Genomic DNA, 17,373 nt, shown 5'->3' with positions numbered 1-17,373 from the left:
TATGAGCTCAGATCCAGACCCGCCGGAATCCGCCCCAATTACTGCTCGAGGACTCGAACGAACGTTTCCAGAGTACGAGGGTCAGTTACAACACGCCGAATCCGTTTCTGCACAAGCCGGTGCATACGTCGATCCGCACGAAGTACTCGATGCTGGGCTCGCTGACTCGGTCAGTGAGTCTCTGGGCGATCTCTACACCCACCAGGCTTCTGCCCTCCGTCACTTGGCAGATAGCGATGACGTCTGTGTCGCGACCTCGACGTCTTCGGGGAAAACCTACGTCTATGCCCTTCAAATTGCTCGGAACTATCTCGCGGATCCGGATTCGACGGCACTTCTCGTCTACCCGACGAAGGCATTATCTCGAGATCAGGAACAGGAACTCAACGACTTCTTCAGCACGCTAGGATTGAATATTTCCGTTCGAGTATACGACGGCGATACCCCTCAGGATCGTCGAAAACACATTCGCGAGACGGCCGACGTCATCATCACGAACTTCGTTGGGGTCAACGTCTATTTGGCACACCACACGCGATGGCACACGTTCTGGGCGAACTGTGACCTTCTCGCGATCGACGAATCCCACACGTACACGGGCGTCCACGGGATGCACGTTGCGTGGACGATACGCCGATTACGACGGATCCTTGAACACTACGACAGTGACCCACAGATCGTCTGTACCTCTGCGACGATCGGGAATCCCTCTGAACACTCGCGGCGACTAACCGGGAAATCGTTTACCGTCGTTGATGAAGACGGCTCGCCTCGAGGTAAGCGTGATATCGCGTTCTGGAAGCCACCCGTCGACGACGGGATGTTGGGTCCTGATGCCGACTTCGAGGAGTTTCAACAGGCGCAAACGAATCCTGTACGTGAAGCGAGTTCCGTTCTTGCGCATCTTGGACTCAACGGCATCCAGACGCTGATGTTCACTCGGAGTCGGAAGAACGCGGAGCTTGGAGCGAAATACGCCGGTAACGCGGCGAGTTCTCACCCCAACTCCGGCTATCTAAACGTCGAGCCGTACCACGCCGGCCTGGGGAAGGAGACACGTCGTGGAACCGAATACCAGTTCAAGAGCGAGCAACTTGACGGCGTCACGTCGACGAACGCCCTCGAGCTCGGGATCGACATCGGTTCGATGGATGCAACGATACTTACTGGCTATCCGGGTACCCGCCAGTCGTTCTGGCAGCAGATCGGACGATCCGGCCGAGGCGATTCTGATGCCCTCTCGGTGTTCGTTGCTCGTGCAGACGCGATCGACCAGTACATCCTCGATGATCCAGCGTACGTTCTCGGAGATGCGATCGAGGATGCCGTCATCGGGCTCGAAAACAACCCAGTCTACGCACAACATATCCTGTGTGCTGCACAGGAACACCCGCTGACGGCCGCCGATCGGGAGTGGTTCGATGGGGATCGCCTCGATCGTGCTGTCGAGATGTGGATCGATGCCAGAAAACTCGCAGGTGATCTGTCGCGAAGCGTCCGCTATACCGGATCTCCGCGACCGCAATCCGACATTTCGATGTATACGTCCTCGGATATCCAGTTCGACGTCCGCTGTCGGGATCGGGACATCGATATGGAGCCGATCGACCGTGAACGAGCATATCGAGACCATCACGAAGGAGCGCTCTTTCTCCACAACGGGGTCCAGTACGAGGTCGTTGACTTCGTCGAAGACGCTCCGAACCCCTACATCACCGTCGAAGAGGTTCGGACGAACGCGTATACCGAGACGATCTCCGAAAAGACCGTCCGTAATATCGTTCCCGAGGCAACCCGAGATCTCGGGAACGGATACCAGCTCTCCTGGGGAACGGGTACCGTCGAGATCCATTATACCCACTTTCGGCGGAAGGACATCCATTCTGGCTCAGCGACTCAACCGTTACGACCCACGGGTCTTCCGCCGATCGAACTCAATACACAGTTGATGTGGATCGAAACTCCACCGTCACTGCAGGATGACGTCCTTCGCGAGATCACGGGTGAAGATTCTTCGACGCTGACGGACGGCGACATAATGGAGGTCTTTGGTGGTGGCCTCCACGGCGCCGAACACGGAATGATCAAGCTCACACCGCTCGAACTGCGGATGGACAAATCCGACCTTGGCGGCTTGAGTACTATCGCTCATCCGGAGACGGGTGCTCCAACGTGGTTCATCCACGACGCCGTCGAAGGAGGGCTTGGCTTTAGCAAACGAATCTTCCACCAAACAGCGACGATCGCTGAACGGACTCGTGAGCGAGTTAGCCAGTGTGACTGTAACGGAACGAGTGGCTGTCCTGCGTGTATAATGGACTCTCAATGTGGGAACCAGAACCGGTTCCTCCATACTGAGGCAACATTGCTTGTACTGGACAATCTGATTAACCAGCTCTGAGAATGAGATCCTTCGCGTGTTTTGCCTCCTCGAACCGATTGTCTGTCCGGAGTATCCTGACGACTCTGAAATGTCAACAAACGTGAAAAACCCGACCACAAGACCACGGCCACCGGCAGGGTGAGTACCGAAGACTGCTGGTCGCGCATACTGTGGCGAGCGCTGTATGGGTGGACAGCTGGTGTACAGCCCCGATGGCGACGTGCTTGACAAGCATCTCCACGTCCTTCGCCGTGCTCCTGGTGGGTTCGACTGGGGACTAGAAGCCGATGAGGCCCGCATCGATCAGCTCGCCATCGCACTACTGGCCGATTCGGCGACAAAGAACATCGCGCTCGACCACTACAAGGAGTTCGCAGCATACCTTCGTGAGGAGCTCGACGGCGACGAGTGGCGGTTCCCGACCAGCGACATCTCGGTCGATACCTGGTCACGGGATATCGACGTCGCTGATGAGACGCCGTCACCGGAGGACGTCGACATCACAACGGTCGATCTCGAGGAGATGAGCTTCGCGGTCGAGCGAGCGCTCAGGATATCGTATAGCTGCTCATCGTGGTATTTGTCCATTCGGACGTGTTCGCTGGAGCACAGCTGGCTCACAAGCCGGCCAGCCAGACACACCACTTCGACATACGCGAGCGGACGATTCGGTAAGATTCCGTCTACAAGATGACTGGTTCCCCTCGCTGACCAGCAACCGCATCGAGTTCGACCGTACCTGGTTCAGACCGCCTATGAGATCCTCAACTCCTATGACCACCACTACCTCATCGCCGACGAGGTCGGTCTCGGGAGGACCATCGAAGCCAGCATCGTCATCGACGAGCTCATCTCTCGGGACAGCGCTGACCGGGTGCTCATAGTAATACCGGCGCTGGTATGGACAAGCTCTCAGGCTGAGTTGCGTACGTGCTCGTCGACGACGACGTCATTCTTGCAGTCATTTTCGCTGGTGTAGTTACAGTCTGGATGCTCTATCAGCAATTGTCGGGTAGGACACCGTGATGGGATTATTCCTTATTACCGGTGGGGTTGTGTTGTCCTATATGGTGATGCCGAATGACAAGCCCTGATAGAAGCCGACTCACACTCTTTGTCGGTATTCTCGGCGTCTCCGCCGTCGCACTCTATGGTGTCTCCGAAATCACCGCGTTGAGTCCGATCGCGCTTGCGCCAGCATATATGTTCTCTCCAATGCTCGCAGGACTCGTTATTTGTCTCCGTCGAGATATTCCACTCTCAGCGGTTGGGCTGCGAACCGGCCGATGGCGATGGCTTGCTGTGGCTGCCGTAGTTGCGTTGCCACTTGTGGGGTTGACACTCCTCATCGCGGTGGCCGTCCCTGGTGTCGGGTTTGATCCGGCTGCCAATCCAACACCAGGGCTCGCATTGCCGTCGGGAGTGCTCGGTGTGATAGCGACGTTCGGCCTCGTACTTGGACTCGGGGCAACCGTGAACGCAGTGTTCGCCTTCGGTGAAGAGTTCGGCTGGCGGGGATATCTGCTGTGGGAGTTGGCTCCGTTGGGGTTCTGGAAAGCGTCGGTGGCTATTGGTGCGCTCTGGGGTATCTGGCACGCGCCGGTCATCGTTGCCGGCTACAACTATCCCTCGTTCCCAGCAATCGGGGTTGTTGCTATGATAATTGCCTGTATCTCTTTTTCGCCAGTCTACACATACCTCGTCATCCGCTCGGAGTCCGTGCTTGCAGCGGCGTTACTTCACGGGGTATTTAACGGATCTGCCGGACTCGTGATTGCTTATGCCGTCTCAGATGAGGCTGTGCTCAGTGAATTAGTCGCTAGTCCGGTCGGGGCTGCGGGTGTTCTTGCGTTCGGACTCGCTGCTGTCGGCATCGCACTGATTGGAGCGCCGTCGTTAACTCGTGAGTTCGCCCACGACACGGGTAATTCCGCATCGATTCACAACAAGTGATGTCCAGCCAACCGATACGTGTACTTAGGTATTTTCGAGTAGGAGTTTCATCAGGTATGGAACGGAGTAACGAATTCAGCGAACTGTTTTGGAACCGGCATTCGAACCCGAAAAGCGGGTGGAGTCGAACGCTTGTTTTTCCAGTACTTCTGTATGCTATGTATCAGCGGCGATGGCGAGTTGCTGTTGCGGCCGTCGTCTTCACCGTAATCAACCCGGTTTTGTTTGCCCCGCCAGCAGATAATGAGGCGTGGATGACTCGGGTTGTACTGGCTGAACGGTGGTGGACGACAGAACACGCACAGCCCATATTCGATCTGTCCTATCCGAACGTTCTCAACGTACTCAATATCCCTGCGGCAGGATACGCATTCGTCGCTGCGTATCGGCAACGTCCACGTGCAACGGTGCTTGCCGGTATCGTTTCTATGGCCCTGAAACTGTGGTATGTTGCGGCACTTGTCCGCCGGTATGACGCTGAGAAAACGCTATCTCCTGGATGTCTTGAACGTAGTTCGAGATGATTGGCAGGGCTTCGACATTGATGTCGTATGTGTAGCGATTCTCATCGAATTCCTTCTTCTCGAGATCTTGCCGAATCGTATTCAGGGCTCGCTGATTGACTATCTGGCCATCCTCGATTGGCTAAGAGGTCGATGTCGCTTCACCGATCAGCGGTTCCCCCTTGCGACGTTTCCGTATAGGACGATGTCGATGATAGTGTCGAATTGCTCGATCGAGTGTTCGAAAGCGTTACAGGCTGACGTGTGGAACCCGGCCTGGGAAATTTGGAGTAACGGGTCCTCGGGACGGGACAATGGTTCTCAGTTGATTTGGGATAACCGCGTGGCTTCCTCTCGCCGGTCAGTGGTGAGGTCGTTGACGATTAACGTGTCAACCGCTTCATTGAATTGGGTGAGTGCGCCACTGATGTACTACCTGCACTGAGTGATATGTGGTTCGAAAGTAGAAGGTTATTATCAGCCGATTCTATCCTGTTGTGTTCTGCAAGACAGAGAGAATGGTGATCCCGCCAAACAAGAGAAACCAACCCACTGTGGCGATTCGAAATAGCGCGGCTACTCGGCGTTGACCAGACGGAACCAATTCTGCGACTCCCATACAGAGGAAAGCACAACCGAGAAGCGCAAATCTCGGTGCAAGCCATAATTCAGTGGAGAGTATCCCACTCAGTGTTATCCCGAGTACCAACAGCCCGAATCCTGTACTTGCAAGCGATGATCGGCCACCAGACGGTTCTCGAAACAGTTCTTTCGAAACTTGGCGTGGAATATCCATACTCGTAGCTAACACGCCATAGACACAATAGTAATGCCCGTACTGATGTCCAGAACGCAACGCTATCAATTTTTCTGGGTTTCAACACATCTGGGGGATTGGAAAACAGATCTCCCAGTTAGCACTTCCTGCGGAATTAAGTCCCCGACTGCCGGAATACTTGAATATCTGATGGTCAAGATTCCAAACTCGCTTCGATCTGTCTTTAGCGCAACTGTTCAGGAACGCGATGGTGGATATGTCGTCGAAATCCCAGTGGAGGAAGTCACTCACGACGCCGTCACAGTCGACCAAACGTATCGCGTTGCGATTCTCGATACACCTCCCGCGAGATCATCTACTGAGCAGGATTCACCGCAGTCTTCTCGAACACAGCAAACGGATCAACAGCACTCTCCTGACCCACCAGTCGCTGAGGGTGAGATACGTGACGTGACGATCGAGACAATTGGCGACCAAGGAGACGGTATCGCAAAAGTCGAACGCGGATACGTCGTGATCGTCCCTGGGAGTGAACCAGGCCAACAACCAATCGTCGAGATCGAACAGGTGCAAGAAAACGTTGCGTTCGCCAGTGTTGTTGAAGACGACTCACAAGAAACCTAACAGCTCCCCTGCAGCTCAGAAGGGATTTTCCAGGTCTGTCTCTGTAAGACGAGTTGCTCCATTCGTAACGGCATCTTTCACGGCTGCCTGATCGGTTAGAAGAAAGCAGTTGTAGTTATCCACGGTCCGCTGGATCACGCATTTTTTGAAGATGTCATCCGGGTGCGCAGTGTATTATCGCTTGACTCACAGGCCCACCGCTACCTTTATGTCTATCCATAGTCTATACATTGATGATGGATAGGTTTGAAATCGAGGGCGAAGAAGTCCTCGACGGAACCGCAAAACCGTCGGGGAACAGCGCCCACGTCATCGTCCCCAAACGTTGGCGCGGAGCCGACGTGAAGGTCGTGCGAGTCTCCGAACCCGACTCAAACGAATAATCTATGCACTACAACTACAAGTATCGACTCAACCCGTCAGACACCCTCACCGAGACACTTCTACACCAAGTCGATACTTGTAGACAACTGTACAATCACGTCCTCTACCTGCTCAACGAGGCAGACGACATTCCTGCTCGCTACGAGGTACAGGGCACACTCCCCGACCTCAAAACGTGGTGGGGCGACCTGACTGGCGTTCACTCAAAAGTGTTGCAGATGGTCGTCAAGCGGGTCTACGACAATCTCTCCACGCTCAAAGCGCAGAAGGAGAACGGACGCGCCGTGGGAATGCTCAAGTGGAAACCACCTCGGGAGTATCGGTCGCTCACCTACAACCAGTCCGGCTTCAAACTCAAGAATACGAGTGGTCGGCCCGTGTTGTGGTTGAGCAAAATCGGTGAGGTTCCGATTCACCTCCACCGAGACATCCCCAAGAACGCGACCATCAAACAGGTCACGGTCAAACAAGAACCCACGGGCGAGTGGTTCGCCACGTTCGGCATCGACGTGGACGAAGACACGCCTGAGAAACCAGAGACGCCCGAGAAAGTCGTTGGTATCGACGTAGGGATTCTCAAGTACGCCCACGATACGGATGGAACCGCTGTCGAGTCACCGGACTTCTCCGACGAGCGCGAGCGGTTGGAACGTGCCCAACGCAATCTCTCGCGGAAGGAACACGGCTCTGCGAATTGGGAGAAACAACGGCAGGTCGTGGCCGAACGTCACGCCGACCTGAAGCGCAAGCGGCGAGACTTCTTGCACAAACTCTCGAACTACTACGCCACCGAGTACGACCTCGTGGCGGTTGAGGCCTTGGACGCGAAGGGACTGGTCGAACTGACGGGCAACTCCCGAAACCGGGCAGGCGCGGCGTGGGGGACATTCCTTGGGATGCTCAAATACAAGTGTGAGCGCGAAGGCACGCACTTCGCCGCAGTTGATCCGAAAGATACGACGAAAGAGTGTGCGTCCTGTGGCGTCAAGACAGACAAACCGCTGTGGGTTCGTGAACACTCGTGCCCCTCGTGTGGGTTCGAGGCGGATAGGGACGCGAATGCGGCGTGGAATATTCTTTCTCGCGGTCTCGAAGAAGTAGGTGTGGGATACTCCGAATCAATGCCTGTGGAGACTGCGCTCCCTGTGGATACACCCGTATCTGCAAAGCGTGTCGTGGAAGCAGGAAGCCCTACCCTCAAGGAGCGAACGGCGTCAGCCGTGAGCGAGTAGGGTGGGGTAGTTCACTATTCCGTCAGTAGCGGTTCTGATTGTCCTTTCCCGCCTACTACAAACGGTTGGGAGACAAACTGAGGATGAGTCGTGGGGCCTGGCGACTGTTTTTCGATCGGTTTGACTCAATTAGTGGTTACATTATTGAGACGATCGAAGACACCATAGATCTTCGTTCTGAATGTAGGTACAGAAACGTGTGAAGAGCTGAAAACAGTCCGCGGCATCGGTGAACATTTGGTAGCGTCCGAGCGGGTGTGGACGGCTCCAAGAATTACACTTCGAATCGATGGTTCGGGCGCGCTCATAATACCCTCCTCCACTTAGCCGCTGGAGTGCGTCAACCGAGGGAACCAAATCCTTCGTCCTGCATCAGTTGCGCGACACGCTCGGGATGGTGAAACGCGGCGAGAAGGGCGAACTCTCGAGCGTCCGTTTTTGAGACCTCGTTCACTCCGAGCTGGTTGGCAAGCTTATTTCGGAACTCAGCTTCTTGTTCTGCGATCTGGTCTCGAACATGGATCTCGAGTCGTGTGTCGCGTTCGTCGCCGACGTTGTTCCGCCGGACGAAGTATGGGTATTCCTCGACTGGAGAATCGCTTGTTGACTCTTCTGTAGTACTTGAGACTGACGAGGTTTGGGTGGTCTGTCCCGTCGGTTTTGCTTCGGACTTTTCCTTCTCCGTTTGCGTCTCCGTCGTTTCGACAGGGGGCTTGTCTTCCCCATCAGTTTCGTCTCCCTCTCCGAAATCAAGATTTCCCGAGCCGGATTTGAAATTGCTCATACAGTTGTCACCTCCGTTGTGTCAGCCTCTCGGAGGTTGATGATCTTCTTCTCGTGATCCCGAATATCCAGCTCCAATACTGGATCGACGTCGGCGTCGAACGTCTCGGTCGCGATGAACCAAGCGAGTTCATACAATTTCTGTAGCGTCTCGATTTCTCTATCACGCACTCGTCGTTGGCCGGGTTCACTGACCATCTTGCCATCTTTCTCGAAGGTTTTCCATCGCTCTTCGATCACCTTGAATGCTGACCCTCTGGCCTCCCACATAGCATCCATAAGGCTTTCTCGATTCCCGATGGTGACCGGGGTGGCAAATGCCTCGGTGTCCTCGAACTGTTGTTGGTATTGCTGGTGGGCATTCGTTTGACCCACACCTGATGGGACGACACAGGACAGTCCGATCTCGATATCCAATTGACTCTCCATATTCCCGACGAGTTCCTCTAGTCCTTCCAAGCTCAGATTACCCTTTCCGGCTGGCTTGACCGGCGCGACGAGCGTGCGTAGCGCGTAGATTGCATTGTATAGCAAGTCTTCAGCCCGTGCGTTTGGATCGATTAGAACTGCATCGTACTCCTCGTGTAACTTTTGCTCGTTCCAGAGTAGATCGTACAGCAGTTCGTACCGGGGGTACTCTTCGCGACTCATATTCTTCATCCCTGTCTCGTAGGAGATTTTCTGTTCCAGATTCGACGTGAAGTCACCAAGCATATCGTGACTTGGGATGATGTCGACGCCTTCGGCCGTCGTTTCAATTAGATCCTGGAAGTTCCCATCCGGCATATCGAGGATGTGCTTGACCAGATTGTCTGCGTCCGGATCATTCCGGTGCGCACCGACGTCAAAAAGGCTGGTCAGATTCCCTTCCTGTGGATCGAGATCCAGTACAAGGGTTCTTTGGCCCATTCGCTCTAACGCGACCGCAATGTTGGCAGTCATGGTGGTTTTGTACGTTCCGCCCGATTCCGAGTAGACAACAGCCGTGATCATACGACTCGATATTCCACTTCCCATAACATAAATCTGTGTCAGACGTTCGGGATGGATGTCTGTTACAGACATCTGTTACAGATTTCTATAACCCTTCTGGATTGCGGTATTGGATGTGGCTAGATCGTCTGTAACGAATATCTGTTTCGATTATCTGTACTAGATGTCTGTGTTGAATTGCTAGATTATCAATAACAGATGCGAGGTTTAGATTCTATATAGTATCTGTAACAGATGTCTGTTATAGGATTCTGTAACAGATGTACGTTATGGGCACTTGTTACAGGGTGACGTTATAGGCTTATGTGACAGAGACCGCCTCGGACAGTGGTAAAGGGCGATCGAGTCAACTAGCGATTCATTCATAGAGAGGATTGATAGAACGGACCCGAGCTGTACTTATCACTCAATTTGTGCAGGTGGAGTCTCGTTCTTAATGATAGCACAGCCCGCAGCAGCGAGCGAGCAAGCAGCAGAGTGGATCTTGACTCAGTCTCCCAATTTCAAGCCGATTTCCTCGGGGATGCGTTTTTTGACACAGTAACTTGGCTAGCACATATTCTGTATAGCGGTATATAATTTATAATCACAGATAGAGAGACTTCAGGGCTTGTACCTGTGTTTTGCGGCATATTCGACGTATATTAAGTTGGTCCTGATTACCCCAATAATCACGACCAAATTGAAGTAACCCGCCGCCGTCGGTGAAGCACGAATGCTACAAACACCTCACGACGGCGCTTCCCCTGGGGTTGGGGCGCTGAAAGCACCTGTCTCTCTGCGAGTATTGGATTGGTTGCGAGTTCCGACCCATTGCCAGAAGTCTTATCACGAATTATCTATAATTCATAACCAAGATGGCCCACTCACCTCCTCGACCTGGTCGACCACCCATCCAGCAGCTGCAGACGGTTGTCGATCTCCTCGAAACACCGGCACTCGCTCAGCTGTACGCCCACATCTTGCAGGACGGGCCTGTTACCGTCTCCGAAATCGTCGACGAACTCGACATCCCACAGGGGACCGCCTACGACTACGTTCAAAACCTCGAAACCGCTGGCTTAGTGGAGAAAACTCATGAGCAGCGCCCGTACGAATACGACGCCGAGTCGATTGCACTCACGCTCTCGACGGATGGCGAGACCCAAACGATCACGCCGGCGCTTATCGCAGCTGTTGCTCGCCGCGACGAGGACGAGGACATTGACGTCTACATCGAGCGCCACGGTCTGGATGGTCTCGCTGTGGTCCTCGAGTACGCTTACGAGTACGTCGACGGCTCGGTCAACCATCGGATTGCGGCCCGGGAACTCGACCTCTCGCCGCTTGAGGCGGAGATCATCCTCCAGGCGCTGGAACCCGTTGCTACCGAGTACGCCGACGCGGCCGTATGACGACGGTCTACATCGCCGATACTGGCATCTTCGTCCGGTGTGGGGGGCCGGACAACGACAAATTCCAAAGGCTTCGCCGATCAGTTCGACAGATCGGTGTCTCGTTGCGTATCCCCCAGCGCGTCTACGAAGAACTCGGGGGCGATCCCGCAGCCGACGCGTATCCCTCGGGGAATATCCCCTACCCCGATGGGTTCGAGGAGGGCTGGATCGTCGTCGCCGACGAACTCGATTACGCCAATCCACTCGTCTCGACGGTGATGGACGAAGCGCGTCGATTCATCGCCAACGAGACCGACCGCGACGAAGACAGTATCGAAAAAGCGGATACGGCGCTTATCGGGCTTGCTGCGCAGCTGCTCGACTCCGAGGAGGCGGAGCACGTCGTTCTCTTGACGACCGACAAACCTGCAGGAAACGCGGCCGAGACGCTCCTCCCTCAATATGGATTCAGCGACCGGATCGAATTTCGGTACGTCAGCGTCGAATATCTCGAGACTATCACGGCCAACGAATTCAAATGATCCACATCGAGGTGAGGACTGGTGATTGAAGATCGTTCATCTCGTCCCGAAAACGCTCTTGTGGAAAGCTTCAAGCGGTACCTCCAGGACAAGGGAAAAGGCCGAGGTGGTGACGGCGGGAACTATCGACGCAACGCTGCGCGCGAGCTCGAGCGGTTCGCCGAGTGGGCCGCTGGTGACCGCGGTGCCAATCACTGGACCGGAATTTCCCCCGACAACGTTGGCCGTGAACCAACCTTCGAGGACCTCGATGAACGGGTCTTCCGGGAGTACGCCCGGCATCTCGTCGGTGATCGGGGACTCAAGCAGAACACGGTACAAACCTATTACCGCTATATCTCTGCGTGGTGTGGCTGGTGCGTCAACGAGGGATATCTCGAAGCGCATTACGCGCAGCGAGCGAGTGCGATGGCGCCACTGCCGGAGGACGACGGCCGAAAGCCCGGAGACCAACAGGCCTGGACGTCCGAACAGCGCCACGCCCTCACCCGCCACGTCGACGAACGGGCCCGCGACGCCGTCGAGGCGTACACGACACTCCCGGAGGATACTGACCCCCTCGACAAGCAGCGAGGACGCTACGCGGCGCTGAAGGCGGCTCGTGACCGGGCTCTGGTGTTCGTCCTCGCGTACACAGCTGTCCGCGTTGGGGAACTCCTTCGGGACCCAAACGATCCGCGCCGGCGTGGCGTCCGCTGGGAGGATCTGTCCCTCGACGACGGGAGTATGGACGTTTACCGAAAGAAACAGCAGTGGGACGCTGCCAGTCTCCCCGATCCGGTGATTTCACCGCTGCGAAGCTATCGGCAGCTGATGGACCCGCCGACGGAGCGGTGGCCGGTGTTTCCGACGTTCGACCAACGGACGCTCGCGGAGCTCGTCCGGGAAGAGCTAGCCGAACGAGGGGAACGCCCAGAAGCAATCACTGAACGCCGTGCGGAGTACACTCGCGACCTGCTGCTGGCGCTCGATGAGGACATTCGGCCGCCGTCGATCACGACGGACGGCGCACGGTCGATTCTTCAGCGACTCTCAGAGGCTGCCGAGATCGATATCGACCACCCGAAACACGACTATCTTGCTCCGCACGGCGGCCGTCGTGGGATGGGTGAGGTCCTCGTCCGCGCGTTCGGGTACACGGTGGCGGCCCGGTATCTGGATAATTCTGAAGAAATGGTTCGAGAGCGGTACTCACACATCGAGGCGGGAGAACTCGGTGATGTCGCTACTGAGGCGCTCGAAGAGATCGATAGCGTACGGCAGTAACTTATTCCGAGTGTGAGGGGTAGACCGTCGCGTTCACACCGCTTTGACGGTGAACAGCGAGTCGTCGCTGAGGACGACCTGCACCCGGCGGTGCCACGCCTCCGCGAAGGCCGCCCGTTGCTGGTCGCTCGCCGATCCGTCGAGAATCCCCTGAAGATTCCCGATTGCAGGTCCACCGTCAGGAACGTCACTAACGTGGTAGGTCACCTCGACGGTCTCGTCCGTGTCGGTTCGCTGGAACCGGAACGTCGGCTCCGCCGTGTCCGGATCGAACGCGTCGAAGACGAGGAGGTCGCGGCGGTCGCCGTAGCCGCCGGCGAGCCCGCTGAATCCGTCGTCTTCGGTCGCGCCAGTGACGTACGAGATGATGCGGCTCATCACACCATAGACAGCATCGTCCCGCGGGCCGGCCGCCTGGACCTCGATGTCGCTCCGGACTGGATAGTCGTCGGGATACAGGGCGTCGAGCCCGAGCTGGACGATCCGGTAGGCGCCCGAGGCGGTCGGACAGGAGTGGCCCGCCTCTTTCACCGCGTCCATGTAGGTGATGACGAACGGGTCGCCCGGTTCGAGGACGCCGAGGGCCTCCGCGACGGGGTCCCGTATTTCGATCAGGTCAACGTCGTAGTCGACCTGCCAATTGGTTCTAGCCTGAGTCGCGTCGGTCGCAGTCGAGTTCAATGTCATGAGTGGTGGTGATCGTGTCTGGTGGTCAGTAGCGGAGCAGCCGCATCCCGTTGAGGATGACGAGGAGGACGCTGGCCTCGTGGACCAGCATTCCCGACGCGAGGGTGACGTAGCTGGTGAGCACGCCCGCGAGGAGAACGGTCACGGTCAGGACCGCGAGCCCGACGTTCTCGAGGACGTTCCAGCGCGTCGCCTTGCTGAGTTTGACCGCGTACGGGATGCGTTCGAGGTCGTCGGCCATCAACGCCATGTCAGCCGTCTCGATGGCGGTGTCCGTCCCCGCAGCACCCATCGCGATACCGACATCGGCTGTCGCCAGCGACGGCGCGTCGTTGATGCCGTCCCCGACCATCGCGACGACGTGGCCGTCGGCCTGGTAGGCTTCGATGACGGACTGCTTGTCCTCGGGGAGGAGTTCGGCGCGGTACTCGTCGATCCCGACTTCCTCGGCAACAGCGGCGGCCGTCCGCTCGTTGTCGCCGGTGAGCATCACCGTCTCGATGCCGGCGTCCTGAAGCGCTGCGACGACCCCAGGAGCGGCCTCTCGGAGTTCGTCCCGCAGCGCGATTGCACCGATGATGTCCCCATCACGGACGACGTGGACGACCGTCTCGCCGCGCTCCTCGCGCTCGCGAACGTAGTCGGCGACTTGACTGGGGACGTCGATGTCGCGGTCGTCCAGCAGTGCGCGGTTGCCGACGACCACTTCGTGGGCATCGGTATGGGCGATAACCCCCTTGCCAGCGACCACGTCGAAGTCGTCCGGATCGGGGATCGACTGGCGCCCCGCGTCCGTATCGTCTGCCTGGGCAACCGTCGCCCCACCGTCCGTCGCAGCGGTCGGGCGCTCGCGAGCTGCGTCGACGATGGCGTCGGCGAGGTGGTGTTCGCTCTTCTTCTCGGCGGTCGCCGCGAGTGAGAGGACCTCGTCGCCGGCGACGCCGAACCCCTCGACGTCAGCGACGGTGGTCTCGCCCTTCGTGAGAGTGCCGGTCTTGTCGAAGGCGACGAGGTCGATCTTGCCGGCACGTTCGAGGTGTTCGCCGCCCTTCATCAGCACGCCGGACCGGGCGGCGTTCCCGATGGCCGAGACTATGCTGACCGGCGGCCCGATGACCAGCGCGCCCGGACAGCCGATAACCAACAAGGTCAGCGACAGGATCGCGTTCTGGGTGACTGCATACGCGCCGATTGCTAACACGATGACGGCCGGCGTGTAGTACTTCGCGAACCGGTCGATGAGGCTCTCGGTCGGCGACTGGGCCTCCTGGGCCTTCTCAACGCGGCGGATGATGCGTTCGAGCGTCGTATCCGCGCCCGCACCCGTCGTCCGGATTTCCAGAGCGCCCTCCTGGTTGACCGTCCCGGCGTAGACCTCGTCGCCGTCGGCCTTGTGGACGGGCGCGCTCTCGCCGGTGACCGGCGCCTGATTGACGGCGCTCTCGCCGTCGACGACCTCGCCGTCGATCGGAATCTTCCCGCCCGGTTTCACGATGACGACCTCGCCTTCTTCGACCTCGCGGGCAGGGACCTCCTGGACTTCCCCGTCGCGACGGACGGTCGCCGTATCGGGCGTCATCTCCAGCAGCTCCTGGAGGGCTGTCCGGGTCTTCCGCATCGTCCGGCCTTCGAGGTAGCTGCCGAGGCTGAACAGGAAGACGACGGCCGCGGCTTCCCAGTACTCGCCGATGACGATGGCACCAATGGCGGCCAGCGTCACCAGCGTCTTGATGCCGAGCGTCCGGTTGGAGACTTCGTGGTAGGCGGTCTTGGCGATGTCGTAGCCACCCACGATCGTTGCCAGGACGAGGATGGCGGTGCTTGCCATCTCGAAACTCGTGAGGTAGCCCAGGCCCCACCCACCGCCGTACAGCAGGCCGCTCGTCGCCGTGACGATGGCCTTCCGGTGTTTGCGGTAGTACTGCGTGATCGATTGTTTGTTCATGGAATTAGGCGGGCTGGGGCGTGTAGCCCTGGCTCTCGATGGTCTGTGCGAAGGCGTCGGGATCAACGGCGCTGTCGTCGTACTCGATCTCGACGCGGCCGGTCGCGTAGTGGACTTCGACGTGCTGAACGCCGTCGACGTTCGAGAGGGCGCGTTCGACGGTACTCGCACAGGTCGGGCAGTCGAAGTCGAGTACGCGGAACTGGGTTGTGTCGCTCATTACAGATTGAGGTAGTGCCCGTATTCCAATAAACATTTTTTAGATGATATGTTCGAGTACAGATACAGGTTATTGGAACAGTCAAACAGGTCGTCTAGGGCTTTCACCCTCGTGGTTCCGTCTGAGATTCGTTCTTCGGTGGGCGGATCTTCGCTGGCATCCCGCTACCTTTTCCCGCGTGCTCACTCTCAGTTCCCGTATGAGCAGTTCCGGTACCGATCACCGACTCGAGGACATCGCGGTACGCGATCCTCGAGTTTCGGACGCAATCGACGAGCCGATGCGGGCCATGATCCTCGATATTTTGTCAGAGGAGGCACTGACCGCGACTGAGGTCCACGCGAGCCTCGGCGACCGCGGTGTCGACCGGACGGAAAACACGGTCCGCCACCACATCAACGAGCTCCGGGACGCGGGCCTTGTCGACGTCGTCCGCTTCGAGGAGGGGCGCGGTGGGACGACGAAGTACTATCACGCGAATACGATCGTTCTCTCGTACTCGCTACCCGACTCCGCTGACCAGGCCGTCGAGGAGATGATCGACGCCGTCCAGCCACAGATTACGGACGCGCTCGCCACGCTCACCGACGAGTATGATGATGCGATCGAAGAGATTGTCGCGGACATGCAGCCCTGCGAGCACTGCCGGACTCAGAAGTACGAGACGTACGTGCTCTTGTCAGTCTTGCGACGTGCGTTCGTTCGTGCCCACAGAGACGCCTGAGGGAGAACCTCGGGATTGTTGGGATTCATTAGATACGATACGGAACGATTGAACCGGTCGCTGAAGGCTACGTATCTACTGACACACTCTGTCAGCAACAGTCACTTTCGTTTGGATTCCACTCACATGCATTACCCGTCGTAAGGGAATTTTCGTTGATGTACGCCGAGAGGCAGGCATAATTACAGAAGTAGATAGGTGACCCACAGTCGTCGTCACAGTCACGGACACAGATAGGGTCGTGGTCGAAGATACACGACCCACAGTACGTACACGTCTCGTCAGTGTCGGGCGTCTCGACAGTCGTGGACATACCTGTGCTAAGCGATTATCACGGAAAGAAGTTCTTCAGGTCGCCCTTCGTGCCGTCCGTCGGTATCCCTCGTACAGAGCTGGTAATCCGAGGGTGAGTGCGAGCAGTCCAAATCCGAGAAGGGCATACCCATCTGCGTCTTGGTGTCGTATGGCGAGGAGTGTCGCGACGATTCCGAACAGCCCAATCACGTATGCTGCGTTACTCCAGATCACGTCATATGAGGAGCAGTACAACCAGCAGACGAACGTGTAGGAGGGGGCATTCCAGGTTGGTGGATGGAGCTTCGGCCAGAAGAACCGACAGTATGTTGTCCAGCTGAGCATCGCCAGCGTCGGAAGCCCAGCGAGCCATATCGTTGAGCCAAATGGCGTTCGAGTATCGAACCGTCTGTAGCCAGCGAGGAACAACGCCGGTAAGCCGATGATCCACAACCAAATTCCGACCGTGTAGGTCACTGGCCAGTGCTCGATTCGGGGCTGCTCAATTGGCAATCGTACTGACTCGGGAACCGTCGCCCACGGAAACGAGGGATCGGGAACTGGATTCGTGAGGAACGCGACTAGGCAGAGTCCAGTACCGACGAGAAGTCCATACAGTCCCAGCGTTGTGTATCGGTCAAGCCACGCTGGAAGTGACGGACGTGCCGTCCCGTGGAACTGGTCAG

At 57.2% G+C, this 17,373-nt stretch carries 16 protein-coding genes and 1 pseudogene; 11 read left to right on the top strand and 6 right to left on the bottom strand.

Annotated features, from left to right (window positions below; genetic code table 11):
• Position 1 precedes the first annotated feature (1 nt).
• The 7 genes and pseudogenes from CPZ00_RS14850 (at position 2) to CPZ00_RS14820 (ending at position 7,857) form a co-directional block, all read left to right on the top strand.
• Positions 2 to 2,401: a DEAD/DEAH box helicase gene (locus CPZ00_RS14850; RefSeq protein ID WP_096391790.1), complete on the top strand. Its 2,400-nt coding sequence runs from the start codon at positions 2 to 4 to the stop codon at positions 2,399 to 2,401.
• 160 nt (positions 2,402 to 2,561) lie between these two features.
• Positions 2,562 to 2,822, top strand: a pseudogene (locus CPZ00_RS15980) (DUF6166 domain-containing protein); the annotation flags it as partial.
• 641 nt (positions 2,823 to 3,463) lie between these two features.
• The gene (locus tag CPZ00_RS14835; RefSeq protein ID WP_096391789.1) at positions 3,464 to 4,336 is read left to right on the top strand and encodes a CPBP family intramembrane glutamic endopeptidase; all 873 of its coding nucleotides are present in this window, start codon (positions 3,464 to 3,466) and stop codon (positions 4,334 to 4,336) included.
• Between the two features lie 56 nt (positions 4,337 to 4,392).
• Positions 4,393 to 4,860, top strand: a complete 468-nt coding sequence (locus tag CPZ00_RS14830; RefSeq protein WP_096391788.1) for a DUF6653 family protein — start codon at positions 4,393 to 4,395, stop codon at positions 4,858 to 4,860.
• A gap of 946 nt (positions 4,861 to 5,806) precedes the next feature.
• Positions 5,807 to 6,241 carry a TRAM domain-containing protein gene (locus tag CPZ00_RS14825; RefSeq protein WP_096391787.1) on the top strand — a complete coding sequence of 145 codons (435 nt, stop codon included), beginning with the start codon at positions 5,807 to 5,809 and terminating at the stop codon, positions 6,239 to 6,241.
• 233 nt (positions 6,242 to 6,474) lie between these two features.
• Positions 6,475 to 6,624, top strand: a complete 150-nt coding sequence (locus CPZ00_RS15470; RefSeq protein ID WP_157744290.1) for a DUF2080 family transposase-associated protein — start codon at positions 6,475 to 6,477, stop codon at positions 6,622 to 6,624.
• A 3-nt stretch (positions 6,625 to 6,627) separates the two neighbouring features.
• Positions 6,628 to 7,857 carry an RNA-guided endonuclease InsQ/TnpB family protein gene (locus CPZ00_RS14820; protein ID WP_096391786.1) on the top strand — a complete coding sequence of 410 codons (1,230 nt, stop codon included), beginning with the start codon at positions 6,628 to 6,630 and terminating at the stop codon, positions 7,855 to 7,857.
• A gap of 340 nt (positions 7,858 to 8,197) precedes the next feature.
• Here the strand turns inward: CPZ00_RS14820 and CPZ00_RS14815 are convergent, their stop codons facing one another.
• Positions 8,198 to 8,641, bottom strand: a complete 444-nt coding sequence (locus CPZ00_RS14815) for an acyl-CoA dehydrogenase (protein WP_096391785.1) — start codon at positions 8,639 to 8,641, stop codon at positions 8,198 to 8,200.
• Positions 8,638 to 9,633 carry a ParA family protein gene (locus CPZ00_RS14810; protein WP_096391784.1) on the bottom strand — a complete coding sequence of 332 codons (996 nt, stop codon included), beginning with the start codon at positions 9,631 to 9,633 and terminating at the stop codon, positions 8,638 to 8,640. The genes CPZ00_RS14815 and CPZ00_RS14810 overlap by 4 nt, the downstream gene beginning before the upstream one ends.
• Before the next feature lie 857 nt (positions 9,634 to 10,490).
• Between CPZ00_RS14810 and CPZ00_RS14805 the strand changes: the two genes are divergently transcribed.
• From CPZ00_RS14805 to CPZ00_RS14795, 3 genes are read left to right on the top strand one after another with little or no spacing between them, the layout of a single operon-like run.
• A complete protein-coding gene (locus CPZ00_RS14805; RefSeq protein WP_096391783.1) occupies positions 10,491 to 11,027 on the top strand; it encodes a DUF7437 domain-containing protein in 537 nt (178 codons plus the stop codon).
• Complete coding sequence (locus CPZ00_RS14800; protein ID WP_096391782.1) at positions 11,024 to 11,551, top strand: hypothetical protein; 528 nt, start codon at positions 11,024 to 11,026, stop codon at positions 11,549 to 11,551. Before CPZ00_RS14805 ends, CPZ00_RS14800 begins: the two co-directional genes overlap by 4 nt.
• A gap of 21 nt (positions 11,552 to 11,572) precedes the next feature.
• A complete protein-coding gene (locus CPZ00_RS14795; RefSeq protein ID WP_096391781.1) occupies positions 11,573 to 12,817 on the top strand; it encodes a tyrosine-type recombinase/integrase in 1,245 nt (414 codons plus the stop codon).
• Between the two features lie 33 nt (positions 12,818 to 12,850).
• Here CPZ00_RS14795 and CPZ00_RS14790 read toward each other — a convergent pair whose 3' ends face one another.
• Genes CPZ00_RS14790 through CPZ00_RS14780 form a run of 3 tightly spaced genes read right to left on the bottom strand, consistent with a single transcriptional unit; the run spans position 12,851 to position 15,669 of the window.
• The gene (locus CPZ00_RS14790; protein ID WP_096391780.1) at positions 12,851 to 13,504 is read right to left on the bottom strand and encodes a hypothetical protein; all 654 of its coding nucleotides are present in this window, start codon (positions 13,502 to 13,504) and stop codon (positions 12,851 to 12,853) included.
• Positions 13,505 to 13,529: 25 nt separating this feature from the next.
• Positions 13,530 to 15,449 (bottom strand): heavy metal translocating P-type ATPase, encoded by a 1,920-nt coding sequence (locus tag CPZ00_RS14785; protein ID WP_096391779.1) that lies wholly within the window; start codon positions 15,447 to 15,449, stop codon positions 13,530 to 13,532.
• 4 nt (positions 15,450 to 15,453) lie between these two features.
• The gene (locus CPZ00_RS14780; protein ID WP_096391778.1) at positions 15,454 to 15,669 is read right to left on the bottom strand and encodes a heavy-metal-associated domain-containing protein; all 216 of its coding nucleotides are present in this window, start codon (positions 15,667 to 15,669) and stop codon (positions 15,454 to 15,456) included.
• Positions 15,670 to 15,868: 199 nt separating this feature from the next.
• On the opposite strand from CPZ00_RS14780, the gene CPZ00_RS14775 reads away from it, so the two are divergent.
• The gene (locus CPZ00_RS14775; protein WP_096391777.1) at positions 15,869 to 16,393 is read left to right on the top strand and encodes an ArsR/SmtB family transcription factor; all 525 of its coding nucleotides are present in this window, start codon (positions 15,869 to 15,871) and stop codon (positions 16,391 to 16,393) included.
• Between the two features lie 91 nt (positions 16,394 to 16,484).
• Here CPZ00_RS14775 and CPZ00_RS15975 read toward each other — a convergent pair whose 3' ends face one another.
• On the bottom strand, positions 16,485 to 16,706 hold the full coding sequence (locus CPZ00_RS15975; protein WP_096391776.1) for a hypothetical protein: 222 nt from the start codon (positions 16,704 to 16,706) through the stop codon (positions 16,485 to 16,487).
• Between the last annotated feature and the right edge of the window lie 667 nt (positions 16,707 to 17,373).

The organism is Halopenitus persicus, assembly GCF_002355635.1.
Lineage (GTDB): Archaea > Halobacteriota > Halobacteria > Halobacteriales > Haloferacaceae > Halopenitus > Halopenitus persicus_A.
The sequence above is the reverse complement of the archived record's forward strand: the minus strand, read 5'-3'. Positions and strand labels throughout refer to the sequence as shown.

Excerpts from the sequence above, each read along its gene's own strand:
- CPZ00_RS14850 (WP_096391790.1), top strand. The coding sequence starts at position 2 with ATGAGCTCAGATCCAGACCCGCCGGAATCCGCCCCAATTACTGCTCGA.
- CPZ00_RS14835 (WP_096391789.1), top strand. The coding sequence starts at position 3,464 with ATGACAAGCCCTGATAGAAGCCGACTCACACTCTTTGTCGGTATTCTC.
- CPZ00_RS14830 (WP_096391788.1), top strand. The coding sequence starts at position 4,393 with ATGGAACGGAGTAACGAATTCAGCGAACTGTTTTGGAACCGGCATTCG.
- CPZ00_RS14825 (WP_096391787.1), top strand. The coding sequence starts at position 5,807 with ATGGTCAAGATTCCAAACTCGCTTCGATCTGTCTTTAGCGCAACTGTT.
- CPZ00_RS15470 (WP_157744290.1), top strand. The coding sequence starts at position 6,475 with ATGATGGATAGGTTTGAAATCGAGGGCGAAGAAGTCCTCGACGGAACC.
- CPZ00_RS14820 (WP_096391786.1), top strand. The coding sequence starts at position 6,628 with ATGCACTACAACTACAAGTATCGACTCAACCCGTCAGACACCCTCACC.
- CPZ00_RS14815 (WP_096391785.1), bottom strand. The coding sequence starts at position 8,641 with ATGAGCAATTTCAAATCCGGCTCGGGAAATCTTGATTTCGGAGAGGGA.
- CPZ00_RS14810 (WP_096391784.1), bottom strand. The coding sequence starts at position 9,633 with ATGATCACGGCTGTTGTCTACTCGGAATCGGGCGGAACGTACAAAACC.
- CPZ00_RS14805 (WP_096391783.1), top strand. The coding sequence starts at position 10,491 with ATGGCCCACTCACCTCCTCGACCTGGTCGACCACCCATCCAGCAGCTG.
- CPZ00_RS14800 (WP_096391782.1), top strand. The coding sequence starts at position 11,024 with ATGACGACGGTCTACATCGCCGATACTGGCATCTTCGTCCGGTGTGGG.
- CPZ00_RS14790 (WP_096391780.1), bottom strand. The coding sequence starts at position 13,504 with ATGACATTGAACTCGACTGCGACCGACGCGACTCAGGCTAGAACCAAT.
- CPZ00_RS14785 (WP_096391779.1), bottom strand. The coding sequence starts at position 15,449 with ATGAACAAACAATCGATCACGCAGTACTACCGCAAACACCGGAAGGCC.
- CPZ00_RS14780 (WP_096391778.1), bottom strand. The coding sequence starts at position 15,669 with ATGAGCGACACAACCCAGTTCCGCGTACTCGACTTCGACTGCCCGACC.
- CPZ00_RS14775 (WP_096391777.1), top strand. The coding sequence starts at position 15,869 with ATGAGCAGTTCCGGTACCGATCACCGACTCGAGGACATCGCGGTACGC.
- CPZ00_RS15975 (WP_096391776.1), bottom strand. The coding sequence starts at position 16,706 with ATGTCCACGACTGTCGAGACGCCCGACACTGACGAGACGTGTACGTAC.